This window comes from Caulobacter sp. LARHSG274 (assembly GCF_052871235.1).
Map to the genome: position 1 here is coordinate 15,533 of NZ_JBIXJO010000005.1, position 25,878 is coordinate 41,410.

28 protein-coding genes are annotated in these 25,878 nt (G+C 70.7%); 16 read left to right on the forward strand and 12 right to left on the reverse strand.

What is annotated here, in order from left to right; all coding sequences use genetic code 11:
* Positions 1 to 7: 7 nt before the first annotated feature.
* Positions 8 to 400, reverse strand: coding sequence for a hypothetical protein (locus ACIPQB_RS11600; RefSeq protein ID WP_446485386.1), 393 nt, complete (start codon positions 398 to 400; stop codon positions 8 to 10).
* A gap of 189 nt (positions 401 to 589) precedes the next feature.
* Between ACIPQB_RS11600 and ACIPQB_RS11605 the strand changes: the two genes are divergently transcribed.
* Complete coding sequence (locus ACIPQB_RS11605) at positions 590 to 1,273, forward strand: aspartate/glutamate racemase family protein (RefSeq protein ID WP_446485387.1); 684 nt, start codon at positions 590 to 592, stop codon at positions 1,271 to 1,273.
* A gap of 87 nt (positions 1,274 to 1,360) precedes the next feature.
* Here the strand turns inward: ACIPQB_RS11605 and ACIPQB_RS11610 are convergent, their stop codons facing one another.
* The 5 genes from ACIPQB_RS11610 to ACIPQB_RS11630 all read right to left on the reverse strand — a co-directional run bounded on the left by ACIPQB_RS11610 (position 1,361) and on the right by ACIPQB_RS11630 (position 6,839).
* The gene (locus tag ACIPQB_RS11610; RefSeq protein ID WP_446485388.1) at positions 1,361 to 1,981 is read right to left on the reverse strand and encodes a DJ-1/PfpI family protein; all 621 of its coding nucleotides are present in this window, start codon (positions 1,979 to 1,981) and stop codon (positions 1,361 to 1,363) included.
* 76 nt (positions 1,982 to 2,057) lie between these two features.
* Positions 2,058 to 3,164 (reverse strand): IMCp domain-containing protein, encoded by a 1,107-nt coding sequence (locus ACIPQB_RS11615; RefSeq protein ID WP_446485389.1) that lies wholly within the window; start codon positions 3,162 to 3,164, stop codon positions 2,058 to 2,060.
* Between the two features lie 115 nt (positions 3,165 to 3,279).
* Positions 3,280 to 5,142: a transglycosylase domain-containing protein gene (locus ACIPQB_RS11620; RefSeq protein ID WP_446485390.1), complete on the reverse strand. Its 1,863-nt coding sequence runs from the start codon at positions 5,140 to 5,142 to the stop codon at positions 3,280 to 3,282.
* A 193-nt stretch (positions 5,143 to 5,335) separates the two neighbouring features.
* Entirely contained in the window at positions 5,336 to 6,358 is a 1,023-nt protein-coding gene (locus ACIPQB_RS11625) for a sensor histidine kinase (protein WP_446485391.1), read from the reverse strand.
* 301 nt (positions 6,359 to 6,659) lie between these two features.
* Entirely contained in the window at positions 6,660 to 6,839 is a 180-nt protein-coding gene (locus ACIPQB_RS11630; RefSeq protein WP_446485392.1) for a hypothetical protein, read from the reverse strand.
* A gap of 509 nt (positions 6,840 to 7,348) precedes the next feature.
* Here ACIPQB_RS11630 and ACIPQB_RS11635 point away from each other — a divergent pair.
* Both ACIPQB_RS11635 and ACIPQB_RS11640 read left to right on the forward strand, forming a co-directional pair.
* Positions 7,349 to 8,989, forward strand: coding sequence for a pectate lyase (locus ACIPQB_RS11635; protein WP_446485393.1), 1,641 nt, complete (start codon positions 7,349 to 7,351; stop codon positions 8,987 to 8,989).
* Positions 8,990 to 9,385: 396 nt separating this feature from the next.
* Positions 9,386 to 9,739, forward strand: a complete 354-nt coding sequence (locus ACIPQB_RS11640; RefSeq protein WP_446485394.1) for a hypothetical protein — start codon at positions 9,386 to 9,388, stop codon at positions 9,737 to 9,739.
* Here the strand turns inward: ACIPQB_RS11640 and ACIPQB_RS11645 are convergent.
* Positions 9,736 to 10,194, reverse strand: a complete 459-nt coding sequence (locus tag ACIPQB_RS11645) for a hypothetical protein (protein WP_446485395.1) — start codon at positions 10,192 to 10,194, stop codon at positions 9,736 to 9,738. The genes ACIPQB_RS11640 and ACIPQB_RS11645 overlap by 4 nt on opposite strands.
* Before the next feature lie 114 nt (positions 10,195 to 10,308).
* On the opposite strand from ACIPQB_RS11645, the gene ACIPQB_RS11650 reads away from it, so the two are divergent.
* From ACIPQB_RS11650 to ACIPQB_RS11665, 4 genes are all read left to right on the forward strand, one after another.
* Complete coding sequence (locus tag ACIPQB_RS11650) at positions 10,309 to 10,629, forward strand: plasmid stabilization protein (RefSeq protein ID WP_446485396.1); 321 nt, start codon at positions 10,309 to 10,311, stop codon at positions 10,627 to 10,629.
* 8 nt (positions 10,630 to 10,637) lie between these two features.
* A complete protein-coding gene (locus ACIPQB_RS11655) occupies positions 10,638 to 10,847 on the forward strand; it encodes a hypothetical protein (protein WP_446485397.1) in 210 nt (69 codons plus the stop codon).
* A gap of 302 nt (positions 10,848 to 11,149) precedes the next feature.
* Positions 11,150 to 11,572 (forward strand): hypothetical protein, encoded by a 423-nt coding sequence (locus tag ACIPQB_RS11660; protein WP_446485398.1) that lies wholly within the window; start codon positions 11,150 to 11,152, stop codon positions 11,570 to 11,572.
* Between the two features lie 67 nt (positions 11,573 to 11,639).
* Positions 11,640 to 11,951, forward strand: a complete 312-nt coding sequence (locus ACIPQB_RS11665) for a hypothetical protein (protein ID WP_446485399.1) — start codon at positions 11,640 to 11,642, stop codon at positions 11,949 to 11,951.
* A 190-nt stretch (positions 11,952 to 12,141) separates the two neighbouring features.
* Here the strand turns inward: ACIPQB_RS11665 and ACIPQB_RS11670 are convergent, their stop codons facing one another.
* Together ACIPQB_RS11670 and ACIPQB_RS11675 are read right to left on the reverse strand one after the other, a co-directional pair.
* Positions 12,142 to 12,804: a glutathione S-transferase family protein gene (locus tag ACIPQB_RS11670; RefSeq protein ID WP_446485400.1), complete on the reverse strand. Its 663-nt coding sequence runs from the start codon at positions 12,802 to 12,804 to the stop codon at positions 12,142 to 12,144.
* A gap of 179 nt (positions 12,805 to 12,983) precedes the next feature.
* Positions 12,984 to 13,295: a hypothetical protein gene (locus tag ACIPQB_RS11675; protein ID WP_446485401.1), complete on the reverse strand. Its 312-nt coding sequence runs from the start codon at positions 13,293 to 13,295 to the stop codon at positions 12,984 to 12,986.
* Between the two features lie 98 nt (positions 13,296 to 13,393).
* Between ACIPQB_RS11675 and ACIPQB_RS11680 the strand changes: the two genes are divergently transcribed.
* The 8 genes from ACIPQB_RS11680 to spt all read left to right on the forward strand — a co-directional run bounded on the left by ACIPQB_RS11680 (position 13,394) and on the right by spt (position 21,616).
* Positions 13,394 to 14,164 carry a pseudouridine synthase gene (locus ACIPQB_RS11680; protein WP_446485402.1) on the forward strand — a complete coding sequence of 257 codons (771 nt, stop codon included), beginning with the start codon at positions 13,394 to 13,396 and terminating at the stop codon, positions 14,162 to 14,164.
* Between the two features lie 96 nt (positions 14,165 to 14,260).
* Positions 14,261 to 14,872: an LPS export ABC transporter periplasmic protein LptC gene (gene lptC / locus ACIPQB_RS11685; protein ID WP_446485403.1), complete on the forward strand. Its 612-nt coding sequence runs from the start codon at positions 14,261 to 14,263 to the stop codon at positions 14,870 to 14,872.
* On the forward strand, positions 14,869 to 16,038 hold the full coding sequence (locus tag ACIPQB_RS11690) for a glycerophosphotransferase (RefSeq protein WP_446485404.1): 1,170 nt from the start codon (positions 14,869 to 14,871) through the stop codon (positions 16,036 to 16,038). Before lptC ends, ACIPQB_RS11690 begins: the two co-directional genes overlap by 4 nt.
* Complete coding sequence (locus ACIPQB_RS11695; protein ID WP_446485405.1) at positions 16,035 to 17,393, forward strand: lipopolysaccharide biosynthesis protein; 1,359 nt, start codon at positions 16,035 to 16,037, stop codon at positions 17,391 to 17,393. Before ACIPQB_RS11690 ends, ACIPQB_RS11695 begins: the two co-directional genes overlap by 4 nt.
* Entirely contained in the window at positions 17,393 to 19,096 is a 1,704-nt protein-coding gene (locus ACIPQB_RS11700) for a fatty acyl-AMP ligase (protein ID WP_446485406.1), read from the forward strand. The genes ACIPQB_RS11695 and ACIPQB_RS11700 overlap by 1 nt, the downstream gene beginning before the upstream one ends.
* A gap of 2 nt (positions 19,097 to 19,098) precedes the next feature.
* A complete protein-coding gene (locus ACIPQB_RS11705; RefSeq protein WP_446485407.1) occupies positions 19,099 to 20,064 on the forward strand; it encodes an NAD-dependent epimerase/dehydratase family protein in 966 nt (321 codons plus the stop codon).
* A gap of 79 nt (positions 20,065 to 20,143) precedes the next feature.
* Positions 20,144 to 20,395 carry an acyl carrier protein gene (locus ACIPQB_RS11710; RefSeq protein WP_446485408.1) on the forward strand — a complete coding sequence of 84 codons (252 nt, stop codon included), beginning with the start codon at positions 20,144 to 20,146 and terminating at the stop codon, positions 20,393 to 20,395.
* Between the two features lie 3 nt (positions 20,396 to 20,398).
* Entirely contained in the window at positions 20,399 to 21,616 is a 1,218-nt protein-coding gene (gene spt / locus ACIPQB_RS11715) for a serine palmitoyltransferase (RefSeq protein WP_446485409.1), read from the forward strand.
* 231 nt (positions 21,617 to 21,847) lie between these two features.
* Here spt and ACIPQB_RS11720 read toward each other — a convergent pair whose 3' ends face one another.
* The 3 genes from ACIPQB_RS11720 to ACIPQB_RS11730 are packed head-to-tail and all read right to left on the reverse strand — an operon-like array spanning position 21,848 to position 24,755.
* Complete coding sequence (locus ACIPQB_RS11720) at positions 21,848 to 22,783, reverse strand: hypothetical protein (protein WP_446485410.1); 936 nt, start codon at positions 22,781 to 22,783, stop codon at positions 21,848 to 21,850.
* The gene (locus ACIPQB_RS11725) at positions 22,780 to 23,697 is read right to left on the reverse strand and encodes a diacylglycerol/lipid kinase family protein (protein ID WP_446485411.1); all 918 of its coding nucleotides are present in this window, start codon (positions 23,695 to 23,697) and stop codon (positions 22,780 to 22,782) included. Before ACIPQB_RS11725 ends, ACIPQB_RS11720 begins: the two co-directional genes overlap by 4 nt.
* Positions 23,697 to 24,755 carry a CDP-alcohol phosphatidyltransferase family protein gene (locus tag ACIPQB_RS11730; RefSeq protein ID WP_446485584.1) on the reverse strand — a complete coding sequence of 353 codons (1,059 nt, stop codon included), beginning with the start codon at positions 24,753 to 24,755 and terminating at the stop codon, positions 23,697 to 23,699. The genes ACIPQB_RS11725 and ACIPQB_RS11730 overlap by 1 nt, the downstream gene beginning before the upstream one ends.
* A gap of 157 nt (positions 24,756 to 24,912) precedes the next feature.
* Between ACIPQB_RS11730 and ACIPQB_RS11735 the strand changes: the two genes are divergently transcribed.
* Complete coding sequence (locus ACIPQB_RS11735; RefSeq protein ID WP_446485412.1) at positions 24,913 to 25,836, forward strand: metallophosphoesterase family protein; 924 nt, start codon at positions 24,913 to 24,915, stop codon at positions 25,834 to 25,836.
* Positions 25,837 to 25,878: the final 42 nt, after the last annotated feature.

The window sequence follows — 25,878 nt, forward strand, 5'->3', positions numbered from 1 at the left end:
GCGAACCCTATCGGGCCGGGGTGATGGCCCGCAAGCGCGCGTTGCTTTCGGCCAGGCGCTCGTCGACCTGGCGGTCCAGCCGTTCGTTCAGGGCGCTGTAGCCCGGATCGGCCGGGCCGCGCGGCGGAACCGGCTGCGAGGGCCGCAGCTGCGGCTCCGGCGTGGTCCGGGGCGCAGCGTCGAGCGGCCGCAGGGCCTGCTGGGCCTCGTAGCGGCCGCGGGCGGCGGCGGCCTCGCGCTGGGCGGCCAGGGCGTTCTGGCGGGCGATGTCCTGCTGCTGCAGGATCTGGTTCTGCTCGCGCAGCAGCCGCAGGTCGGCCTGGGCCAACACCGGCTCGCCCGCCGACAGGACTCCCGTCGCCGCCCCCAGAACCGCACCCCAGGATCGAAGCTTGCTCATCGCCATGGCCTCTGCGCATCCAGGCCTCGAGCAGACGCCGCCAACGCGTCGCTTTCAGGGCCGCCTGGCAGTGTAACGCGCCAGGAGCCGTCAGGGGACACCCGACGATCTCACGCCGCCCGCGGATCACGCTTGCCAAGTCGCCCCGGTCGCCGAACAAGTCAGGAAAAGACCTTGCAGGAAACGTCCATGACCCACGCCCATCCCCCGAAAGTCCTCGGCGTCCTCGGCGGCATGGGCCCGGCCGCGACGCTGGACTTCCTGGCCAAGCTGCAGGCCGCCACCCCGGCGGCGCGCGAGCAGGACCACCTGCGGGTGCTGGTCGACATCAATCCCCAGGTGGCGGCCGGCGACGGCGGCTATGAGGCGGCCGGGCCGGGCCTGGCGGCCATGGCGGCGGGACTGCGCGACGCCGGGGCCCAGGTGCTGGCCATCGCCTGCAACACCGCCCACCTCCACGCCGACGCCGTCCGGGCCAGCGGCCTGCCCCTGGTCGACCTGATCGAGACCGCCGGCCTGGCCGCCCGGGCGCAGAGCGCCGAGCGGGTCGGGGTGCTCGGCGTCGGCGAGGCCCTGGCCCTCTATCGCCGGGCCTTCTCGCACCAGGCGATCGAGGCGGTCACCCTGGACGACCACGAGCAGGTCGAGTTCATGGCCCTGCTCTATCGCATCAAGCACGGCGATCTGGGCCCGGCCTCGCGCCAGACCATGGCCGCCCTGGCTCACCGCCTGGTCGGCAAGGGCGCTCAGGTCGTGGTCGCCGGCTGCACCGAGGTTCCGCTGGTCCTCGCCGCGGCCGACCTGGCCGTGCCGTTCATCGACGCGACCGAGGCCCTGGCGCGGCGGTGCGTCGCGGTGTGCCTGGAAGGCTGAGCCTAGGCTCTGGGGACAGTTGACGATCTTGGGCCGAAGGACACGGGCGGCGCGCACCACGCTGAACGCCTCACTAGTCCAAGGCTCCTACCCCGCCAGCGCCGCCTGGCGCGCGGCGAACGGCGACACCACCGCCATCGCCCGGGCCACGTACTGGTCCTTCTCCCCTACCGGGGCGACATAGTGGATCGCCGCTTCGGCCTCGGCCCGGCCGGCGCCGCGCAGCAGCATCCAGGCGGCGATATATTGCGAGGCCAGGCAGCCGCCGGCGGTGGCGACATTGCCGTGGGCGAAGAACGGCGCGTCGATCACCTCGACCCCGGCCTCGATCACCCAGGGCTTGGTGGTCAGGTCGGTGCAGGCCGGTACGCCCGCCACCAGGCCCAGCTTGGCCAGGACCAGCGTGCCCGAGCACTGGGCGGCGATCAGCTGGCGCGCCGGGTCGAGCCGGATCTGGGCCAGCAGGGCCGGATCGGCCACGACCTCGCGGGTCCTGATCCCGCTGCCGATGATCACCGCATCGGCCTCGGCGGCGAACGCCATCGGCTGCTGGCGGCGCACCGTGACGCCGTTCATCGAGACGACGGTCTCGGTCGGCGCGGTGATGTGGGCCTGCCAGCCCTTGCCGCGCAGGCGGTTGAGGATCGCCGCGGCGATGAACGAGTCCAGCTCGTTGAAGCCGTCGAAGGTCAGGACCGCGATCTGCATGGGCTTGCTCCTCGCCCCGGCTTTGCCACGGGACGGGCGGGCCATCAAGGCCGCGGGCCAGGGGCCCGTGCGTAGGCTAGCGGCCGCAGCAACCGCCGCCGCTGTGGCCGTAGCCGCCGTGGCCGCCGCCGGACACCGTCACGCTGGTCGAGACGCTGGAGCTGGCGCTCGACGAGGCGCTGCTCCCGCCGCCCGACCAGCCCCGGCCATAGCTCGACCCGCCCCAGGAGCCGCCGCCGACCCAGCCGCCGCCGACGCCGTAGCGGGACGAGCGGCCGTAATAGCCGCCGCCGACGCCGTCCAGCGACTGGGCGTAGCCGTCGCCGGCCATCGAGCTGCCCATATAGCTCCAGCCGCTGTCCTGCTGGCTCCAGCCGCCGGACTCGTAGCTTTCGGAACTCTCGACGCTTTCGGAATAGCCGCCATGCGCCGCATAGGCGTCGCCTTCGACATAGTCGTGGCCGTGCTCATAGGCCTCGCAGTCGCAGCCGCGGCTGCGGACCACCCGCGGCGCGCGCTCGACATAGACCGGCGCCGCGACGGGCCGCTCGATATAGACCGGGCGGTCGACCGGCACCTGGACCGGCACTTCGACGCGCCTTTCGATGATCCGGTCGACGGGGCGGTCGATATAGACCGGGCGATCGACCGGCACCTCGACCCGGCGTTCGACGATCCGGTCCACCGGACGATCGATGTAGACCGGACGATCGACGGGGATCTCCACGCGCTTTTCGATGATCCGGTCGACGGGGCGGTCGACATAGACCGGGCGATCGACCGGCACTTCCACGCGTCGTTCGATGACGCGATCGACGGGGACTTCCACCCGCTTCTCGATGATCCGGTCCACCGGGCGGTCGACATAGACAGGACGGTCGACGGGCTTTTCGACGATCTTGACGACCGGCACCTCGACCCGCTTCTCGACGATGCGCTCGACCGGATGGTCGACATAGACCAGGCGATTGACCGGCACCTCGACCCGCTTCTCGATATAGACCGGCTGCCTGACGATCCGCACCCGGGCCGGCGCGGCGCGGCGCGGCTTGGGTTTGGCCTGGACGATGGGCGTGGCGCGGGCCGGATAGCCGTCGGCCGCGGCGCTCGAGACCATGACCGGTCCCAGGGCGGCCGACGCGATCGCCGCCGCGCCGATCAGGAGAACTGTCCTCGAATGCATGTTCCGACGCCTTTTTTCCGACTCCGCCGCCATCCGCCTTTGGAAAGCGTCCCATTCTGGGGCGCGGCGGGATAGCGGGAGCAAATGACGGGCCACACTCAATTTTCGCGAGTATTCACAGACCAAAGAGCCGCCGCAACCATTTTGGCACATGACTCTCGCGTCGCGGCGCCGGTGGCTCGAATTCGGGCTCGCCCGGCGGCGGTCGCAGCACGCGCGGCTCGGGCGGACGGTCGCGGGCGATCAGGCCGGCCTTCAGGCCGCTGGCCATGAAGTCGCGCCAGATCCGGGCCGGCGGGCCGCCGCCGACCACCCGGTTCATCGGCGAATGGTCGTCATTGCCGACCCAGACCCCGACCACCAGGTCGCCGGTGAAGCCGACGAACACCGCGTCGCGATAGTCCTGGGTGGTGCCGGTCTTGCCATAGGCCCGTTGCGGCAGGCGGGCGGCGCGGCCGGTGCCCTCCTCGACCACAGCGCCCAGCAGGTCGTAGAGCGCCGCCCGCTCGGCGGTGTCCATGTCCGCGGTGGCGATCGGCGTCGTGCGCGGGCGACCGTAGGGCCGGACCGGCATCTTGCCCGAGGCCACGGCGGCGTAGGCGGCCGTCAGCTCCAGCAGGCTGGTCTCGGCCGTGCCCAGGGCCAGGGTGGCGTCGTCCTCGCGCAGCGGCGAGACGATCCCCAGGTCCCGCGCCGCCCGGACCACCTCGGGCCCGCCGGCCTGCTGGTACACCCGCGCGGCGATGATGTTGTTGGACTGGGCGAAGGCGTCGCGGATCGTCAGATCACGCCCGCCGCCGCCCTCGTAATTGCTCGGCGTCCAGCCGCCGATGGTCACCGGGTCGCCGACCACCAGGTTCTCGGGGGTGGCTCCGTCGCGCAGGGCGGCCAGGTAGACGAACAGCTTGAAGGCGCTGCCCGGCTGGCGGCGGGCCTGGACGGCGCGGTTGAAGGGGCTGCGGCGATAGTCGCGGCCGCCGACCATGGCCACCACCCGGCCGTCGGGCCGCATCGCCACCAGCGCCGCCTGGCCGATCCGCGCCCGCCCCGCCTCGGCCAGGCCGCGGGCCACGGCCTGCTCGGCCCGGCGCTGCAGGCGGGAGTCGAGGGTGGTGGGAGCCCGCACCTCGCCATAGGCCGCGCCGTCGAAGGCCGACTTGACCTGCGGCGAGATCCAGTCGGCGAAATAGCCGCCCACCGGCAGGGCGGCGCGGGCCGGCGGGATCGCGACATCGGCGGCGGCCTCGGCCTGGGCGCGGGTGATCGCCTTGGTCTCGACCATGGCCTCCAGCACCAGCCGGGCCCTCCGCCGGGCCGCGGCCGGGTGGTCGACGGGATCGAGGTCGACCGGGGCCTTGACCATCCCGGCCAGGATCGCCGCCTCGCCGATCGACAGCCTTTCCGGCGGCTTGCCGAAATAGTGCCGCGCCGCCGCCCCCAGGCCGTAGACCCCGTCGCCGAAATAGATGCTCGACAGGTAGCGGGCCAGGATCTCGTCCTTGGACAGCCGCAGTTCCAGCCACAGGGCGATCAGCGCTTCCTGGCCCTTGCGGCGCAGGCTGCGCTCGGGGCCGAGGAAGGCGTTCTTGGCCAGCTGCTGGGTGATGGTGCTGCCGCCCTGGACGGTGCGGTGGGCCCGGGAATTGACCCAGGCGGCCCGGGCCGTCCCCAGCAGGTCGATGCCCAGGTGATGGTAGAAGCGCCGGTCCTCGATGGCCACGAAGGCGGCCGGCACATAGGGCGGCAGCGTCCTGACCACCACCGGCGCCTCCTTGTAGGCGCCGCGGCGGGCGAAGGGCTTGCCCTGGGCGTCCAGCAGCACGATCGCCCGGCTGGGCAGCGGCTCCAGGGCGCGGGAGATCGGCAGGTTGGAGCCCAGCCAGGCCAGCAGCAGGACCACGGCCAGCAACGCCCCCGCCGCCGCCCCGATCAGCAGCCGATGGCGGATCAGGCCAGCCTTCAGACGTTCAGCAATCATCGGCGACGCGGCTCCCCGGCTTCAGCGATCAAGGCTGAATCCTCTTTCACCCCGTCTCCCCGGCGAAGGCCGGGGCCCAGGTCATAGCGCTATGTGTTTCGGATAAGCGCTCAACACGACGGCTGAATCTGGGCCCCGGCCTTCGCCGGGGAGACGGAATGGGATGGGCGTTTCTATCCGGCCCCATCCTGCGCTAGCCGGTCAATGGCATGAAGGCGTCGGCCCTGTCCAAGGCCGAAAGCGGCGAACGGATCGAGCACCTCAGGCCCTCGGCCCGATAGTCCAGCGCCACCTCGCCGCCCAGCTCGTTGGGCAGGGCCATCTCGACGATGCGCGAGCCGAAGCCGCGCCGGGTGGGCGGCCGCACCGGCGGCCCGTCCCGCTCGACCCAGTCGATGCTCAGCCGTTCGCCCGCCCCCACCGACCAGGAGATGTCGACATGGCCGCCCGAGGCCGACAGCGCCCCGTACTTCAGGGCGTTGATCGCCAGCTCGTGGAAGGCCAGGGCCATGACCACGGCCGGCTTGGGCGAGACCATCAGGTCCTCGCCGCGGATGGTCAGCTGGCCGGGATGGGAGCGGTAGGGCGTCACCGAGCCGTCGATGATCTGGCGCAGGCTGGCGGCCGACCAGTTCTCGTCGGTCAGGACGTTGTGGGTGGCGGCGATGGCCATCAGCCGCCCCTCGAAGGCCCCGCGCACGCCGATGTCGACGCCGGCGTTGCGCAGCGACTGGCTGGCGATCGACTGCACGGTGGCCAGGGTGTTCTTGACCCGATGGTTCAGCTCGTTGACCAGCAGCTGGCGCTGGGCCTCCGAGCGCATCTCGCGGGTGACGTCGCGCGAGGTGGCCAGCACCCGCGTCACCAGGCGGTCGTCGCTGAAGATCGGCGAGACCGTGGTGTCCCACCAGCGCAGCTCGCCCTTGGCGGTGGGGCAGATGGCCCGGAACGAGCTGGCCTCGCCGGCCAGGGCCCGGCGCAGGGCGTGCTCGACGCTGGGGCGGCCCTCGGCCGGCCACAGGTCGGGCCAGTAGCGCAGGCGGTTGCGGCCGTCGAAGTCGTCGATCTCGAACAGCGTCTGGCCTTGCAGGTTCATGTATTCGACATGGCCGTCGGCGCTGATCACCCGGATGCAGTCGCGACTGGCCTCGACGATACTGAGGAAGTAAGCGCCCGCGCCCTCCAGAACCGCCTTGTCAGATCCCTCGTCCGCCACCCCGATCTCCATCGCGAACGCCCATGATCACCGGCTTGGCCGGCAATTCAAGCGACGCGTGTGTCGGCGGGGCGTTTAGGCGGAGGATGAGGCCAGATCGAAACGCCCATCCTCTTCCGTCTCCCCGGCCCTCAGGTCGCGCGGAGCGCGCCTCAGGATAAACTCCGGCCGGGGTCCAGATCATAGGGCTGGGTGTACCGAATTAGTGTCCGGCGCCACAGCTGAATCTGGGCCCCGGCCTTCGCCGGGGAGACGGGGATGAAAGACGATTCAGCCGTCGATCACCGCGCTCCGACCAAGCTCAGTCGACCTCGCGGCTGGCTTCCAGCATGCCGACCAGGGCGGCCGACAGCCGCGAGGTCTGGGCCATGCGGCGCAGGGCGGCGCGCGCGTGCTCGCTGTCGGCGATCTCGGCCTGTCTTTCCAGGCCTTCGGCTTCGCGTTCCAGGCGCTCGGCGTCGTTCAGGAGATTGGGTTGCATGGGCATAGTGAATCTTTACGAGGGATTAACCGGTCGGACCATGTGACCGCTGGTCGCAGAACGGTGTAATTTCACAGAAATTCAAAGTCTTACCGCAAACTCGTCGGTCGAAAAGAAAACGGCCCCGGATCATTTCTGACCCGGGGCCGTCGTCCTGTTCCCCAACAGGACGGCGTGCCGCGCTACCAGTCCCGGCGCGGCGGCGTCGCCTCTAAAACCGACGTTGTCCTTCTCGCCGAGGCCGGCCCCGTCCGCAACGCGACGGCCTGTCGCAGGGATGACGGGCGTCACGGAACATTGCTCTTCGAAAAGCCGCTGGTCAAATAATGACACCGGTATCATAACTAAGCGCAACAATGCGCCGGCCAGCGGCGACAGGGGTTCGGCCCGATCCGGACCGGGAGGACGCCACAGGATCGGACGGGCCCCAGGTCCCCGAAGGCGCCTCGCCGGCCGGCCAGGCCGCGTCCTTGCGTCGCGGGCCCCGCCAGCCCGGGAGTCCGACCCAGATGCCGCTTAGCCCGTTGACCCGCCGCCGCCTGCTGGCCACCACCACCGCGACCTTCGCCGCAGCCGCCGCCCTGGCGCCGCTGCAGGCCCTGGCCCAGGGGACCGCCCCGAGCAAGGACCAGGTGCTGGCGACGATGAAGAAGGCCGCCACCTTCATGGCCGAGAAGGCCGCCTATCAGGGCGGCTATGTCTGGAGCTACCTGCCCGACTTCTCGCGGCGGTTCGGCGAGATGGAAGCCTATCCGACCATGATCTGGGTGCAGCCGCCCGGCACCGGCAGCGTCGGCCACCTGCTGCTGGACGCCTATCACGCCACCGGCGACGAATATTATTACGAGGCCGCCAAGCGGGCCGCCGAGGCGCTGATCAAGATCCAGCACCCAGCCGGCGGCTGGAACTACATGGGCGACCTGGCCGGCGAGGAGTCGCTGAAGAAGTGGTACGCCACCATCGGCCGCAACGGCTGGCGGCTGGAGGAATTCCAGCACTATTACGGCAACGCCACCTTCGACGACGAGGGCACGGCCGAGAGCTGCCAGCTGCTGCTGCGGCTCTATCTGGAAAAGAAGGACAAGGCCTTCAAGCCGGCGCTGGACAAGGCCATCCAATTCGTCCTCGACAGCCAGTATCCGGTCGGAGGCTGGCCCCAGCGCTTTCCGCTGATGAGCGGCTTCGAGAACAAGGGCCATCCCGACTATACCGGCTACATCACCTTCAACGACGGCGTCGTCGACGAGAACATCAAGTTCCTGCTGATGGTCTGGCAGACCCTGGGCGATAAGCGGGTGCTGGACCCGATCCGCCGGGCCATGGACGTCTATGTCGCCGCCCAGCAGCCGATGCCGCAGCCCGGCTGGGGCCTGCAGCACACGGTGGCCGACCTCAAGCCGGCCGGGGCCCGCACCTATGAGCCCAAGGCCTTCGCCAGCCACACCACGGCGGGCAATCTCGAAAACCTGATGGACTTCTACGAACTGACCGGCGACCCGAAATACCTGGCCCGCATCCCCGAGGCCATCGACTGGCTGGCCGGCCTGAAGCTCGACGACAAGATCGCCCCCGGCAAGTCGCGCTATCCGACCTTCATCGAGATCGGCACGAACGAACCGCTCTACGTCCACCGCCGCGGCTCCAACGTGTTCAACGGCGAGTACTTCGTCGACAAGCACTGGGAGAACACCATCGTCCACTATTCGTCGTTCCGGGCGGTCAATATCGACAAGCTGCGCAAGCGCTATGCGGCCCTGAAGGCGACGCCGCCGGAGGTCGCCAGCCAGGACTCGCCGCTGAAGGGCGGCCGCCGTGCCCTGCCGCGCTACTTCACCACCCGCGACATCTCGGTGTCCGACCTCAATGTCGGGGCCGTCAAGGCCGCAGAGGCCGCCACCAGCCCCGCCGACGCCGCCCAGCTGGTCGCCTCGTTGAACGCCGAAGGCTGGTGGCCCACCCTGATGAAGGCGGTCAGCAACCCCTATATCGGCGACGGCTCGACCACCGTGACCCCGGGCGAGTTCTCGATGACCCGGGTCGGCGACCCCACCGACACCTCGCCCTACCTCGCCGACGTGCCGAAGATCGGCATCTCGACCGGCGCCTATATCGAGAACATGGCGGCGCTGATCCGCTACGTGACGGCGTAGGGGTTATCCACAGGCCTCCTCCCTTCCCCCTGGAGGGGGAAGGGCCGGGGATGGGGGTGGAAGCGGTTCAGGATGGGGCGCCGGCGCAGAAGCTTTCGCGACGGCCTCGGACGCGAAAGTTATCCACAGGGCTTCCTCTTTCACCGTCTCCCCGGCGAAGGCCGGGGCCCAGATCGAACCCAGAGCGCAGGTCGTCCGGCCACCGCCAGCAGGCGCATCATCCCCGAACGCTCAGGCTGAATCTGGACCCCGGCCTTCGCCGGGGAGACGGGGGAAAAGCGGGGGAAGCGAGGTCCATCCCCGCGACTTCAGAATCGAAGATCAGAGAATTCAACCTCTTATAGGAAAACGCAGGTTTCCGATCCCCACCCTCCAGGACGGCCGCACACTGGCGGCATGACCCAATCTTCCTTCCCCGCCTGGTGCGAGACCCTGCAAGTAAAACTCATGGCCGCTCTCGACGCGGTCTGGGCGATCCTGGAGACCAGCGACGATCCCGCTGAGATCCGCAACGCCCGCGACAAGGCCAAGGCTTGCGGCGAACTGGCCGCCGTGGTCCGCAAGGTCGCGACCATGACCGGCCAGGCCCGCAGCAAGCCGGCCGCCGAAGCGCCGGAGCCGGCCCTCGCGGTCCCGGCGACGGCGCCGGCCACGGCCCCCGCTGCCGCCGTGGCCCAGGTCTCGGCCCAGGTCGAGCACGCGGTCCGGGCGCTGGAAAAGCTCAAGGGTCGGCGGCGAATGCGCTTCTAGCGCCCACGCGCCGCCCGGATCGCCTGTTCCAGCTGGGTCCGGCGCTGGTCGAAGGCGTCGGCCGCCGCCTCGGCCTCGGCGTCGAGGGCGGCGCGGCGCTCGGCGAAGGCGATCTCGGCGGCCTCGGCCTCGTCCTCCAGGGCTTCGAGCTCGCCGCGCAGCGCCGCCAGCTTCTCGGCCCGCGCCGTCTCGGCCCGGGACGGCTTGCGCCGCATCCTGGCCGGCAGGGCCTTCAGCGCCGCGTCGAGGCCGCCGGCCGGGCGGGTGACCACCGCCCCGGGCGTCGCCAGGGCCGCGTCGTGGCCCGGTCCCGCCGCCACCTCCTTGGCCGTGCCGTCCTTGAACAGGTCGCGGCCGACGTCCCAGGCCTCCAGGGCCTTGGCGCGCGAGGTCGCGGCCACGGTGTAGTCGTGAAGGCCGTCCGACCAGCCAAAGACCTTGAGCTTGCGCGCCATCCCAGCCGAACGGCCGGGCCGCCACGGCCGTTCCGCGGGCGGCTTCGGGGGCGGTTTCGGGGAACCCCTCGCCCCGCCCATGGATTTTTCTCCCACAGCGCATGGAGGACGATCATGCCCCAGGGCGACAAATCCAAGTACACCGACAAGCAGGAGCGCAAGGCCGACCACATCGCCGAAGGCTACGAAAAGCGCGGCGTCTCCGAGCAGGAGGCCGAGCGCCGGGCCTGGGCGACGGTCAACAAGGACGACGGCGGCGGCAAGAAGGCCGGCGGCTCCGGCCGCGGCAAGGCCACCGGCCATCCGGCGGCCCACAAGGGCGGCGCGAAGGGCGGCAAGGCGGCGGCTTCGCGCCCGGCCGCCGAACGCTCGGCCTCGGCCAAAAAGGCGGCCGCGACCCGCAAGCGCAACGCCGAGCACCACACCCACCATTAGGAGCCGCCATGGCCCACAAGAGCAACAGCCGCGGCCGCGAGGCCAACGACGCCCTGTCCCTGGGCGAGCGCCCGGACACCTCGCACGCCGACACCGTCAAGACCGGCCGCCAGGAACGCCGCGCCGCCGGCCCCGACGGCGGCGACGCCCGCGCGGTGGGCGAGACGTTCAAGCGGGGGCCGGGCGGGAAGGGTACGGGCGGGGCGGCGCGGCCCTAGGGCGGGCTGAAACTATATGCGAGGTCATCCGCCCGCCCGCTCGGCGGCGAGGCCGCGCCTTAAAACCTTGTAGGCAAGCCTGCTCTGGCGTCTGGCCGTGTCAAGGACCGGCCTCCGGCCGGCCGCGCGCGGCGACGCTCTGCGTCGTCCTTGACACGGCCAGACGCCAGAGCTCCAATCCTACAAGGGTTTAAGGCGCAGCCGCATCCGACGGGGCGGATGCGGGCTTCGACGGAAGCGGACCTTTTAGGAGGCTGCGAAGGGTGGATGTCAGACCCTCGCGTGCCTACTGTGCAGCCTGCATGTTCACAGATCACAGCATTCAAGCACAGCTCGACGCGATCGAGCACAGCGCATCCTTCGAGGAAGAGTCAGGGCGGCTGGTCGACGCCTGGACGGGCGCCGACGTTGGCCTCGCCGCCGTTGACCCGATCCTGAAATTTATGGAGACGCATCCGGCGATTGACTACGGTTCGCCGGGACCTCTCGTCCATTTTATCGAACGCTTCTGGATGAAGGGGTACGAAGAGCGGCTGGTCGCTTCTCTGAACCGCCGCCCCACTGAGCACACCACCTGGTTGTTGAACCGAGTCATCAATGGTGTGAAAGACTCACAGGTTCGAGACAGCTACATCGCGATCATGCGGGACATAGCATCCAACCCCGCCATCGAGGACGAGGCACGAGCGCTGGCCTCCGATTTTTTCGCGCGGCTGAGGCATTAGGTCACCGGGCAGTCGCCTAAAGTCCGACTTGGGTGGAAAGCGGGCCTCGTCAGGATTACCGAAGGGCATGGCTGGAAGTGGCGGCGGTGCACAGGTTCAATTCAGAGCCGATGACCGTGCTACGATATGCCGTCTTGCGGAGGGAGACATTTTGAACGGATACACTTACTGGTTAGCCAATGTGTTTCGCGCCGTATTGGTAGTAATGTCAGTCCTTACCGCAATTATTGCGCTATCAGAATTGTATCTGATATTTCATGATGGTTGGGTGCATATTTTATTCTTCCTCGGCGGAACGGTGCTTGCCGTTGTTTTTTTGGCGATTGCGACATTGTGCGACAAAGTTATGGTGAAGATCGCGGGCTCCAGCGAGAAGTAAGTCTCTCGGCAGCTCAGCCGCGAGCAAGCGTGACCAATCGGGAGCGGCCGGACGCTGGGTGCCGTGCCCAGAGGCCGCCCCCTCTGAATGTCCGCCATGGGTGGTGGGCTCAACCGGTCGCCGCAACACGCTAACTTTTCTTGGGAGAGGGAGCGTGGGTGATGAAGCAGCGGCGTCCGCTCCAGAGGCCCTAACCGCCCCCCGCCCGCGCCGCGTCCGCCGCCGCGAAGTCGGCCAGCTGGTCGGCGTGGGCCTTCTGGAACGCCGGGCGGCGGGTGAGCCGCGCCAGATAGGTCTGGCAGGCCGGATAGGCGGCAAGTCCTTCGAACTGGTCCACCGGCCGCAGCACGTCGGCCATCAGCAGGTCGGCGACGGAGAACCGGCCGCCGGCCAGCCAGTCGCGGCCGGCCAGCACCGCTTCCAGCCGCTCGAGCCGCAGCTTCAGGAAGCCGTCGACGAACCCGGCCTCGGGCGCGTCGCCCGGAAAGCCCATGAAGCGGAACATCGACCAGGGCAGGCTGGCCATTTCGACCGAGTTGAGGGCCGCCAGCACCCACTCCATCGCCTCCGCCCGCCCGCGCGGGTCCGTGGGCATCAGCGCCGGGCTCTTCTCGCCCAGGTGCAGCAGGATCGCCCCGCTCTCGAAGACGGTGATGTCGCCGTCCGTGAGCCACGGCACCTGTCCGAACGGCTGTTGCGCAAAGTGCCCGGCCGGGCGCGCCTCGAAGGGCGTGGTCGCCATGCGATAGGCCAGCCCCGCCTCCTCCAGCGCCCAGCGAATGCGCAGGTCGCGCACGAAGCCCCTCGGCGGCTCGGGCACCCAGTCGAACGTCGTCAGCACCAGATCGCTCATGGCGTCTCCTCCCGGTTCTTCGCGGCTTTTGCATCTTCCTACACGCCTGACGAGAAACCTGGAACTACCTACCTTGGCGTTTGTCGCGTGCTGATGGCCTAGTTCTGGCGAGCGCGACGCAGCTCCGCCCCATCGCCGGTTTTCGCCAGGCCGCCGCCCCGCCGATGAGGAATATGGCGCTATTGCTTGTGGCCGCCGCCCAGGTCCATGCCCAGCGTCGGGCCGATGCCGTCCGGATGCTCGCCGAACGGATTGCCGGAGCGGCGCTTGGCGGCGGCTTCCAGGCGGTCGCGCAGGCCGGGGTCGAGGGCCAGGTTCGGCTCCGGCGCGGGGGCGTCCTCGTCCTCCGGCTCATCGGCGAGCGAGGCGGCCAGCACCTGGCGCAGGCGTTGGCCGAACCAGGAATCCTCCGGCGTGCCCGGGGCCGGCGGGCGTTCGAGGAACTGCAGGACCTCCTCGAGGGCGGTGTCGTCGTCGACCTGTTCGATCATGGCGTGCTCCGGCCAGACACCAACGGCTCGCGGCCACGACGGTTGCGGACCGGCCCCGCATCGCCCTAGACAGGCGGCCTCACCCCCTGGGATCGCCGATGGCCTGGACCCGCCTCTATGACGAAGCCGAGCCGCAGCGGGTCAACCGCTGGCTGGCCCACAACGGCGTCTGCTCGCGGCGGGAGGCCGAGGCGCTGATCCTGCAGGGCCTGGTGTCGATCGACGGCCAGCGGGTCGACGACGTCGGCCGCAAGATCGAGCCCGGCCAAACCCTGGTGCTGTCCGACCGCGCCCAGGCCCAGCTGGAGGGCGCCCTGACGGTGATGGTCCACAAGCCGGTGGGGATCGTCTCGTCCCAGCCCGACCCCGGCCAGGTCCCCGCCGTGCGGCTGCTGACCCGCGAGGCGCTGGTCGGCCACAGTCCGGTGATCCCCGGCTTCGAGAACAAGCTGGCCCCGGTCGGGCGGCTGGACATGGACTCCCGCGGCCTGCTGATCCTGTCCGAGGACGGGGTGGTGGCCAAGGCGGTGATCGGCCCGGCTTCTGAGCTGGAGAAGGAATATCTGGTCTGGGTCGACGGCTGGATCACCGACGGCAAGCTGGCCCTGCTGCGCCACGGCCTGGAACTGGACGAGCGCCAGCTGCGCCCGGCCCAGGTCGAGGTCGTCGGCCGCCAGCAGCTGCGCTTCGTCCTGACCGAGGGCCGCAACCGCCAGATCCGGCGGATGTGCGAACTGGTCGAGCTGACCGTCGTCGACCTGCTGCGGGTGCGGATCGGCGCGCTGCGGCTGGGCGACCTGCCCGAGGGCCGCTGGCGGCCGCTGACCGCCGCCGAACGCGCCGCCCTGGTTGGCCTCCCGCCCGGTTGACCCCGGGCAAAGCGGGGGGCAGGGTCGCTTTACCTCTTGGGAGATCGCCTCCGGAGGACTAAGTCGGTCGTTCTTCCCCGACCGTTCGTTACAGCCATGACCGCCATCAGCCCCACCGCCGCCCGACCGCCGCGAAAGAACCGCAACCGCCGCCGCAAGCCGGTGCGGGTGCTGCGGCTGCTGCTGCCCAGCCTGGCCAGCGTGGTGGCGATCGCCATCGTCGCCCAGGGCACGATGCGGGCCCTGGAGTCCAAGGACGGCGGGGCCGCGGCCGGCGCGCCGCTGCGGATGGATAATCCGCGCTTCACCGGCACGCTGAAGGACGGCCGCGCCTTCCTGATCACCGCCAGCTCGGCGACCCGCGATCCCAGCAACGACGGCCAGGTGTTGCTGAAGTCGCCGCAGCTGACCCGCGGCTACGGCTCGCCCGCCCCCACCCATGTGGCGGCCAAGGACGGCGCCTACCAGGAGGACAAGGGCTCGCTGCTGCTGACCGGCGACGTCAAGATCGACAACGGCCAGGGCTACCAGTTCGCCTCTCAGCGGGCGCTGATCGACACCCGCACCGGCGACCTGGTCGGCGGCGCGGCCGTGCAGGGCGCGGGGCCCAACCGCTCGGTCCAGGCCGACAACTACTCGGTCAGCGACAAGGGCGACCGGGTGCTGTTAAAGGGCCGGGTGCGCACGCGCCTCACGCCGCAGAAGTGATCCAGGCCGACGCCCCGGCGGACGGAGCCAGGCCCAGGGTCTGCTTCCTCTACATCGCCCAGACCCACCAAATCCTGCACAGCCTGCCGATCGCCGTGGCCATGGCCCAGGGCTGGCCGGGGATCGAGGTCGAGATCGCCGCCACCGCCCAGGAGCACCTGGACTATGTGCGGGCGCTGCTGGCCGCCCTGGGGGTGACCACCATCGCCTCGCGCCTGCTGCCGCCCGGCTGGCTGCGGCGGCTGCGGCTGAGGGGCGCCTCGACCCCGCCCAAGGCGCTGATGCTGGCCGCCAACGCCCGGCGGTTGGGCCGCTACGACGCCATCGTCGCCCCCGAGCGCACCACCGCCCTGCTGCGCAAGCTGGGGGTGCGCGACAGCCTGCTGGTCTACACCCAGCACGGGGCCGGCGACCGCGGCGGGCCGTTCGAGCCGCGGCTCAAGACCTTCGACCTGGTGATGGCCGCCGGCCCCAAGCAGCGCGACCGGATGATCGACGAGGGCTGGGTCGCGCCCGAGGCCTGCGCCATGGTCGGCTACCCCAAGTTCGACATCATCGACGCCCTGCCCGCCTCGCCGCTGCCGGTGTTCCCCGACGCCCGGCCGGTGGTGTTGTACAACCCTCATTTCCACCCGACCCTGGGCTCGTGGCCGCGCTGGGGCCGGCAGGTGCTCGAGCAATTCGCCGCCGACCCGCGTTACAATCTGATCTTCGCCCCCCATATCCGCCTCTTCGAGGGGGCGGACCCCAAGACCGTGGAGGCGCTGGCGCCGTTCGTCGGCCATCCGCGCCTTCACCTGGACCTGGGGGGACCGGCGGCGATCGACATGACCTACACCCGCGCGGCCGACATCTATCTGGGCGACGTCTCCAGCCAGGTCTACGAGTTCCTGCGCACCCCCAAGCCGTGCCTGTTCCTCAACGCCGCCGACGCCGCCTGGCAGGGCGACGAGAGCTTCCACCACTGGCGCTACGGCCCGGTGCTCGACGATGTCGACGGCCTGGTCGACGCCGTCGCCGCGGCCCAGGCCTCGCACGGCGACTATGTCGAGGCCCAGAAGCGCGGCTTCGCCGAGAGCTTCGACCTGCAGGAAACGCCATCGTCGGTGCGCGCCGCCCAGGCGATCGTCGAGCGCCTGCCGTCCAGGGGCCGCCGCCTGCGATGAGCCAAGATTCGAGTGTTCTGAAGCGGGTCCTGGCCAATGCCGGGACGCTGCTCGGCGGACGCACCGTCAACGCCCTGGTCGGCCTGGCCTATATCGCCCTGACCGCCCGCGGCCTGGGGGCGGTGCAGATGGGCGTGCTGGTGCTGATCAACGCCTACGCCCAGTTCCTCGGCGACGTGGCCAAGTTCCAGTCCTGGCAGACGGTGCTGCAGTACGGGGCGGGGCCGATGCTGCAGGGCGACCGGCCGCTGTTCCAGCAGGTGCTGCGGTTCTCGCTGCTGCTGGACCTGATCGGGGCCGCGGTCGGGGTCGGGCTGGGGGTCGGCGGAGCCCTGCTGCTGGGCGGGTCGCTGGGCTGGCCGCCGAGCCTGGCCCCGGCGGCGGCGCTGTACGCCCTGTCGATCGCCATGATGACCTCGGCCACCTCGGTCGGCCTGCTGCGGCTGTTCGACCGCTTCCGCTTCCTGGCCGGCGAGCAGGCGGTCAGCTCGATCGTGCGCCTGGCCGGCTGCGCCATCGCCTTCGCCCTCGACGCCTCGATCGGCTGGTTCCTGGCCGCCTGGGCGGCGGGCACGGTCGCGTCGTTCTTCTATGTGCTGGGCGTGGCCTGGTGGGACCTGGCCCGGCGCAAGCTGTTGCAGGGCTTCACCCTGGCCGGCCCGCTGAGCCGGGGCCTGCCGGGGGCCTGGCGCTTCGCGTGGGCGACCAATTTCAACGGCAGCCTCGACACCGCCTTCACCCACGTCATCACCCTGGTGGTCGGCGCGGTGCTGGGCCCGGCCGACGCGGCCCTGTGGCGGGTGGGCCGGCAGGTGGCCGACGGCATGGCCAAGCCGGCCAAGCTGCTGATCCCCGCCCTCTATCCGGAACTGGCCAAGCTGCGCGCCACCGGCGGCGAGGCGGCGATGCGCAAGCTGGCCGGCCAGATCGGGGTGATGGGCGGCGCCGTGGCCGGCCTGCTGCTGCTGGTCTGCGTGCTGTTCGGCGCGCCGCTGCTGGCCCTGGTGATGGGCAAGCCGTTCGCCGCCGGAGCCGGGATCATGACCTGGCAGGTGGCCGCCGCCGCGATCGGCGTGCTGGCCCTGCCGCTGGAACCGATGCTGGTGTCGCTGAACCGGGCCGGCGTGGCCCTGCGCGTGCGGTTCCTGGTCTGCGTGGTCTATCTGGCCGCCTTGGTCCCGGTGATCAAAAGCCTTGGCCTGACCGGGGCCGGCGTCGCCCTGGTCGGCGCCGCGGCGGCGATGGCGGCGGGCATGTTCCTGGCCCTGCGCCGCAGCCTCAACCGGATGTCCGTCGTCAAAGGCGACGAACAAACTTGCGTCGACGACAAAAACGGCGCCAAAGGCGTTTCCTGATGATCACTCCGACCGTTTCCACGCGAACCGTGCGTTTCGCCGACTTCCCCACTCTGACCGCCGCCCTCGATTTCGCGGCGACGGGCCAGACCGGGATCAACCTCTACTCGCTGCGCGGCGAACTGGTCGAGGCCCTGCCCTACGCCAAGCTGCGGGACCAGGCGCTGGAGCTGGCCGGACGGCTGCTGGCCACCGGCGCCCGGCCCGGCGACAGCGTCGGCCTGATCGCCGACACCGACGCCGACTTCGTGCGCGCCTTCTTCGCCTGCCAATATGCCGGCCTGGTCCCGGCCCCCCTGCCCCTGCCCGCGCCGCTGGGCGGCCGCGAGGCCTATGTCGAGCAGATCGCCCGGATGCTGGCCTCGGCCCGGGCCCGGGTGCTGATCGGCCCGTCGGGCATGAAGGACTGGGTGGCGCAGGTCGCCGCCGCCGCGCCGCTGGACTTCGCCGGGGTGCTGGCCGACCTGCCCGATAGCGCCGATGCGACGTTGCCGGCCATCGTCCCGGACGCCACCTGCTACCTGCAGTTCTCGTCGGGCAGCACGCGGTTTCCGACCGGGGTTGTGGTCACCCACCGGGCCCTGATGGCCAACGCCGTGGCCATCACCCGCGACGGCCTGCAGGTGCTGCCGACCGACCGCGCCGTCTCCTGGCTGCCGCTCTATCACGACATGGGGCTGATCGGTTTCCTGCTGTCGCCGATGGCCAGCCAGATGTCGGTCGATCTCCTGCCCACCGGCGCCTTCGTGCGCCGGCCGCTGCTGTGGCTGGACCTGATCACCAGGAACGGCGGCACCATCTCCTACAGCCCGACCTTCGGCTACGAGCTGTGCGCCCGCCGGGCCGAGGTGGCGTCGATCGAGCATCTCGACCTCAGCAAGTGGCGCAGCGCCGGCCTGGGCGGCGACATGATCCGCACCGGCCCGCTGAAGGCCTTCGCCGAGCGGTTCGCCAGCGTCGGCTTCTCGGACAAGGCCTTCGTGGCCAGCTACGGCATGGCCGAGGCGACCCTGGCCCTGTCGATGGCCCCGCTGGGCGGCGGCCTGAAGACCGAGCGCCTGGACGTCGGGCGGCTGGAGCAGCACGAGGCGGTGGTCACCGACGACGCCGAACGCTCGCGCGAATTCGCCCGCAACGGCCCGGCCCTGCCCGGCCACGAGCTGCAGGTGCGCGACGAGGACGGACGGGTGCTGCCCGAGCGCGGCGTCGGCCGCATCTACGCCCGCGGCCCCAGCCTGATGCGGGAATATTTCGAGCAGCCCGAGGAGACCGCCCGCGTGCTGTCGGCCGACGGCTGGCTCGACACCGGCGACCTCGGCTTCCTGGTCGACGGCGAGATCGTCATCACCGGCCGCGGCAAGGACCTGATCATCCTCAACGGCCGCAACATCTGGCCGCAGGACCTGGAATGGACCGCCGAGGCCGAGGTCGAGGGCCTGCGCAGCGGCGATGTCGCGGCCTTTTCGGTCCCGGGCGACGGCGAGGAGACCGTAGTCGTCCTGGTCCAGGCCCGCGGCGGCGACGCCGCCGCCCGCGCCGCCCTGGTCGAGAAGATCACCGGCGTGCTGCGCCTGCGCCACCAGGTCGAGGCCCAGGTCCAGCTGGTCGGCGCCCACGCCCTGCCCCAGACCTCGTCGGGCAAGCTGAGCCGCTCGAAGGCCCGCGCCGCCTATCTGGCCGGCGCCTACGCCGAGCGCGTGTGACTATGGACGGGCCCGCCGCCGGGGCCGTGGTCGCCGTCACCGGCGCCACCGGCTTCCTGGGCCGGCGCCTGGTCAAGGTCCTGGCGGCCGACGGCTGGACCGTGCGGGTGCTGGCCCGCCGCGACGTCGCCGACCCGATGTGGCGCGGCCTCGAACCGCAGCTGGTGATCGGCGACCTATCGAGCGACCCGGCCCTGGCCGCCCTGTGCGCCGGGGCCCAGGTCGTGGTCCACGCCGCCGGCCTGATCAAGGCCCCGTCCCGCCAGGTCTTCGACCGCGCCAATGTCGAGGGCTCGCGCCGGGTGGCCCTGGCGGCCCAGGCGGCCGGCGCCCGGCTGATCCTGGTCTCCAGCCTGGCGGCGCGCGAACCGCAGCTGTCCGACTACGCCGCCAGCAAGCGCGCCGGCGAGGAGGCGGCCCGGGCGGTGATCGGCGACTCCCTGACCATCGTCCGCCCCCCCGCCATCTACGGCCCGGGCGATCCGGAGACCCTGAAGCTGTTCCAGGCCGCGGCCTCCAGCCCGGTCCTGCCGGTGCTCGACCCGGCGGCGCGGATGGCGGTGATCCATGCCGACGACGCCGCCGCCCGCATCGCCGCCCTGGTCAGGACGCCGCGCCCGGGGGTCCACGCCCTGTCCGACGACCGCCCCGAAGGCTATGGCTGGGCCGAGCTGATGCGGGCCGCCGCGACCGCCGTCGGCGCCTCGCCGCGGCTGGTGCGAATCCCCGGCTGGGTGATCAAGTCCCTGGCGAATCTGTCAAAATGGGCGGCGATCGCGACCGGCAAGGAGTCAATTCTCACTCCGGGGAAGGCCCGGGAGTTGCTTCACGGCGATTGGAGCCTATCTAGCAACGATCCGATTCCGGACTTTCCCCCGGTGCGGTACCTTCTGCACGAGGGATTCGCCCAGAGCGTAGGTTGGTACCGGTCGGAAGGCTGGCTAAAGGATAAAAAAGCTCGGAAATAGCCGTTTGCGGCGCTTTTCGGGCGAGACGGCTGTTACAATTCGGTTATGTAGGACTTCGGTCGGGGATATTGCGCGTCGGATGGAAGCTGTTACGGACCTTACTCTGCGTGAAATCGGCTTGGCCACGAGCAAGGTGCTCGGGCGTTCCGTCGATGTGAGCAACGACACACACATTGGCCGCGATCTGGCAGTAGATTCCCTGGCCTTGATGAACATCATCATGGAGCTGGAAGACTCCTTCGACATTTCCATCCCTCTGGATCGCCTGGCTTCGGTCGAAACGGCCGGAGATCTCGCCAATCTGATCAAAGACCTTCGGAATAGGGCCTAAGCTATGGGGCTTTTCGACAAACATCTCGCCTACCGCGACGCTTACAAGGCGATCCGTCAAGCCGGCGCCGACCCCTTCAACGTGCGGTTCGACGCGGTCGTCTCGCCCACCGAAGGCGTGATCAACGGCAAACGCACCATCCTGCTGGGCACCAACAACTATCTGGGCCTGACCTTCGACGAGGAAGCCATCGCCTCCTCGGTCAAGGCCGTGCAGGAGCGCGGCACCGGCACCACCGGCTCGCGCATCGCCAACGGCAGCTTCGAGGCCCATGTCGAGCTCGAGACCGCCCTGGCCAAGTTCTACAAGCGCAAGCACGCCATGGTGTTCACCACCGGCTACCAGGCCAATCTGGGCGTGCTTTCGACCCTGGTCGGCCGCGGCGACCACCTGATCCTCGACGCCGACAGCCACGCCTCGATCTATGACGGCGCGCGCCTGGGCCACGCCGAGGTCATCCGCTTCCGCCACAACGACCCCGAGGACCTCTACAAGCGCCTGCGCCGCATGAAGGACGTGCCCGGCGAGCGCCTGATCGTCGTCGAGGGCATCTATTCGATGATCGGCGATACTGCGCCGCTGAAGGAAATCGCCGCCGTCAAGCGCGAGCTGGGCGGCTACCTGCTGGTCGACGAGGCCCACTCGATGGGCGTGCTGGGCGAGAACGGCCGCGGCCTGGCTGAAGCGGCCGGCGTCGAGGCCGACGTCGACTTCGTGGTCGGCACCTTCTCCAAGAGCCTGGGCGCGATCGGCGGCTTCTGCGTCTCCGACATGGACGACTTCGACGTCATGCGCGTCACCTGCCGTCCGTACATGTTCACCGCCTCGCTGCCGCCGGCCGTGGTCAGCTCGACCGTCACCGCCCTGCGCCGGCTGGAGGAGCAACCCGAGCTGCGCCACCGCCTGATGCGCAACGCCCGCCGGCTCTATGACGGCCTCAGCAGCATGGGCTTCCAGACCGGCCCGACCTCCAGCCCGATCGTGGCGATCACCATGCCCGACACCGAGCGGGCGATCGGCATGTGGAACGCCCTGCTGCAGAACGGCGTCTATCTGAACCTGGCCCTGCCGCCGGCCACCCCCGACAGCCGGCCGCTGCTGCGCACCAGCGTCAGCGCCGCCCACACCGACGAACAGATCGACCAGGTCCTGGCCGTGTTCGCCGAGGTCGGCGCGGCCATGGGCCTGGTCGAGCGCCGCCTGCAGCGGGTTTCGGCTTAGGGGTTGCCGATAGGCGGTAAGCTACGACCTTCCTCATCCTGAGGCGCCCGCGCAGCGGGCCTCGAAGGACGCACAGCCGGCCCGCTTCGTGCGTCCTTCGAGGCTCGCCTGCGGCTCGCACCTCAGGATGAGGAAGATCAAGCCAGGCCCAAGACCCTAACTTACCGCCTATGAGCCTTCGCCGGGAAGACGGCGGCGGGCGTATCGCGCCCTACAGCGAGCGCCCGCGATCTACGCCTTCCGGCCCCGCCGCAGCCGCCACAGCCGCCACAGCACCCCCGGCGCGGCCAGCACCGGGTGGCGTTCGCGCCAGGGGGTCAGGGCCACGGCCAGGCCGGTGTGGCGCTCGATCTTCCAAGCGGCGTAGCGGGCCGCGCCCTCGAAGGTGAAGGCGGCCTTGATCAGCCGGGCGAAGTTCAGCGGCTTGCCGAGGTGCCGGCGCAGGGTCCAGGCTTTGCAGATCCGCCGCCGCGCCTCCGGCTCCAGGGCCGGCCGCACCGGCCCTTCGACGCCTTCGGGCGCGCCGATGTCCAGCAGCCCCTCCTCGCGCCAGCAGGCGGTCAGCAGGCGGTCGTAGCGCGAGGCGTCGAAGGCCAGGATCGACTGCTCGCGCCCGCCCTTCTCGACCCGGAACTCGGCGGCGTAGGTCTGCTGGAACAGCGCCGACCAATAGGCCCGCGGCGGTCCCTCGGCCGGCCCCAGGGCGGCGGCGAAGCGGGCGGCGGTGCGGGCGGCCTCGGCCACCGCCTCGATCACCGCCGGGGCGACCTCCGGATCGGCGGTCCAGACCAGGGCCGAGGGCTGGACGAAGCGGGTCCAGATCGTGGTGTCCGCCCCCTGCCCGCGCACCGCCCGCTGGAACTGGGCCAGGGTCATGGCCGCGACCTTGGCCCGCAGGACCCGGCCGTCGAGCGTGATCTCGTGATAGCTGACGTCCGGCCACAGCAGCCGCCCGGCCAGGCCGCGCCAGCCGCGCCGCGGGCCGGCGGTCAGGACGTAGAAGTCCATCACCCCGTCCAGGTCGCCGGTCCGCAGGATCGAGCCGTAGAACAGGATCGCCGCCGGGCCTTCGAACACCTCGGCCAGCCGGGCGGCGAAGGCGACCGCGTGCGCCGGGGCGGGCGCCAGCAGCTCGGCGCCGGTCAGGCCGATGACCGAGGCGCTCATGCCGCCAGGAACCTCAGGGGCTCGGCCAGGGCCACGGTGACGCCGCAGCCGCCGTCATAGACGTCGCCGTCGACCACCAGCGGCTGGTCGGTGGTGATGCGCAGCCGTTCGGCGTCGCCGCGCCGATAGCCGTAGCGCGCCTGCCAGGCGTAGTTCCGCCCCTTCAGCAGGCCCGGAAAGGCCCCGGGCAACCGCCGGGGCGGGGCGTCGACGTCGAGATACTTCAGCCCCTCTCGCGGCGGGCCGAATGGCTTGAGGCCGAACGGCAGGCGCTTGAGCGTGGTGGCCAGGACCAGGAAGCGGTCGGCGGTGCGCGTCTCCTGGCCATCGACGGCCAGGCACAGCGGCACGCCGGCCCGCCACTCGTCGCGCTGGCCGCCCATCACCGTGCCGATCAGGGCCCCCAGGACGCTCATCGCCACCGAGATGCTGTGGAAGGCCCCCAGGCGATGGACGCTCTGGGCCAGGCTGGTGGCGCGCACGAAGGCGCCCAGGCCGAACACGAAGCCGCGCAGCGACGGCCGCCCGTCGTCCCAGCGCACCTCCAGCGGCGAGCGCGACTTGATCACCGCGTCCTGCGACTGGGCGGCTGCCACGGCGTCGTTCAGCGTCCAGTGGCGCGGCACGCCCAGGTCCAGGGCCAGGACGTTGGTCTTGCCCGACGGCAGCAGGGCGATCAGCGGCGGGTTGGCCCCGAAGGTGCGCGGCAGCAGGCTGAGCACGTCGCGGATGGTGCCGTCGCCGCCGTCGATGACCAGCAGCTTGACCCCGCACTGGGCGAAGGCGTGCAGGTCCTGCTCCAGGGCTTGCGGGGTGGCGGGCTCGACCAGCAGCACGGCGTCTGGAGTCGACTCGCCGTCGCCGCGTCGGATGTTGGCGTGGCTCCTGGGATTGCGGACGACCCCGATCCGCATCAGCGCGACAGCCAGGAAACGACGGCGCCCTTGGGCGCGGCCAGGGCCTGCAGGATCTGGACGGCGTGGATGACCAGGCAGATCGCCGTCCACACGGCCATGGCCGTGAAGCCGACGTCCGGACGCCCGGCCAGCACCGCCAGGGTCAACAGGATGAGGTTGGGATTGCGGCGAGCGGTGATCAGCCGGAAGAAGCTGTCGAACGGCCGCCAGGCGTGGACCTCGACCTTGAACAGGGCCAGGAAGATTCCCTCCTCCACCCGTTGCAGCACATAGCCGCCGACCACGATCGCCAGCAGCAGCAGCGGGTGCGGCAGGGTCAAGCCCAGGGCGCCGAGGCCGACGAACCAGGCCCACCACCAGAACGGCGGGTGCACCAGGTCGATGCCATGGTCGAAGACGTTGCCCCACTTCGACGAGGTCAGGGTCACCCGCGCCAGCTTGCCGTCGACGGTGTCGAGGAAGGTCATGATCCAGGCGCAGACCAGGCCCCAGCCGTAATGGCCGGTCCAGAACAGGCCGAAGGCGGCCAGCACCAGCAGGAAACCGATCAGGGTCACCTGGTTGGGGGTCATCTTCGCCAGGGCGCACCAGCGGGTGACCACCCGGGCCGGGGCGGGCCAGACATATTTGGTCACCAGGTCGGTGACGCCCTTGTACGAGCCCTGGAACAATCGCTTCTCGACGGCGTCGACGGTCTCGGGCGTCAGGCGCTCCAGCACCGGCGGCTCGCGCTTGCGCAGGGCGCTGTTATAGGCCGAGCCCAGCTCCAGGGCGGTCAGGCGGGTGAAGGCGAAGGCGGTGACGTCCTCGCCGGTGTCCAGCCGCACGATGGCGGCCCGGGCCTGGGCGGCGGCGACGTTCAGGGCGACGATCCGGCCGGTCTCGTCGACCAGGGCGACGCCCGGACGCTCGGCCAGGGCCTTGATCAGCGATTCGTCGAACACCCAGCCGGCGTCGACCACCACCACGTCGCCGTGCAGGAAGACGGTCTCGGGCGTCGCCTCGACCAGGCCCAGGCGGCGATAGATTCGCGACAGCCGCTCGGCCGAGGTCATGCCCCACAGGCGCGTTTTCGTCCGGCCGACCGTGACGGCGGACGGGCTGGCGGCCTCCGGCGGATGATTTTCAACGCTCACGTACGACAACCCCTTGAAACCCGTCGCGATTGATAAGCAGCTTCGGCCGCTTCCGCCAGAATCCGTGATCACGCCCGTGTCGATATTCCGCCTCGCCCACCTGTCCGACCTGCACCTGCCGCCGCCGAAGGGCGCGCTGGGCTGGCGCGACCTGCTGTCCAAGCGGGCCCTGAGCCGGATCGCCTGGCGGCGCAAGAGCCGCGAGCACCAGCCGCAGGTGCTGGCCGCCCTGGTCGCCGACCTCAAGGCCTACGGGCCCGACCACGTGGCCGTCACCGGCGACCTGACCAACTTCGCCGCCCCGGCCGAGTTCGCCGCCGCCCGCCGCTGGCTGGAGGCCTTGGGCCCGGCCGCCGACGTCACCGTCAGCCCCGGCAACCACGACGCCCTGGTCGGGGTTCCCCGGCCCGAGCGCTTCACCCCCTGGACGCCCTGGCTGGGCGACGCGGGCCAGGCCAGCTTCCCGCAGGTGCGGGTCCGCGGCCCGGTGGCGCTGTTCAACCTGTGCTCGGCGGTGCCGACCGCGCCGCACCTGGCCACCGGCCGGCTGGGGGACGAGCAGCTGGAGCGCCTGGACGCCCTGCTCGCCGACCCGGCCTGGCGCGACCTCTTCCGCGTGGTGCTGATCCACCATCCGCCGGTCGAGGGGGCGGTGTCGCGGCGCAAGGCGCTGGAGGACCAGGACGGCCTGCGGGCGGTGCTGGCCCGTCGCGGCGCCAATCTGGTCCTGCACGGCCACGCCCACGCCGCCCAGGTGGCGGCGGTGGCCGGTCCGGACGGGACGATGATCCCGGTGCTGGGCGTGCCCTCGGCCTCGGCCGCGGGGCGCGGCCGCCATCCGGCCGCCCGCTGGCACGCCATCGAGATCGCCCATGGCCCGGACGGCGGCGTCGAGGTCAGGATGGCGGCCCGGGGCCTGGACCCCAGGGACGGCCACGCCGTCGAGCTGGGCCGGTGGGTCCTGGCCCAGGCCGGGCGCGCGCCCGCTCATCGGCCGTAGCAAGCCACAGCGAAGAATGCGGATCGGACTTCCATCAAAAAG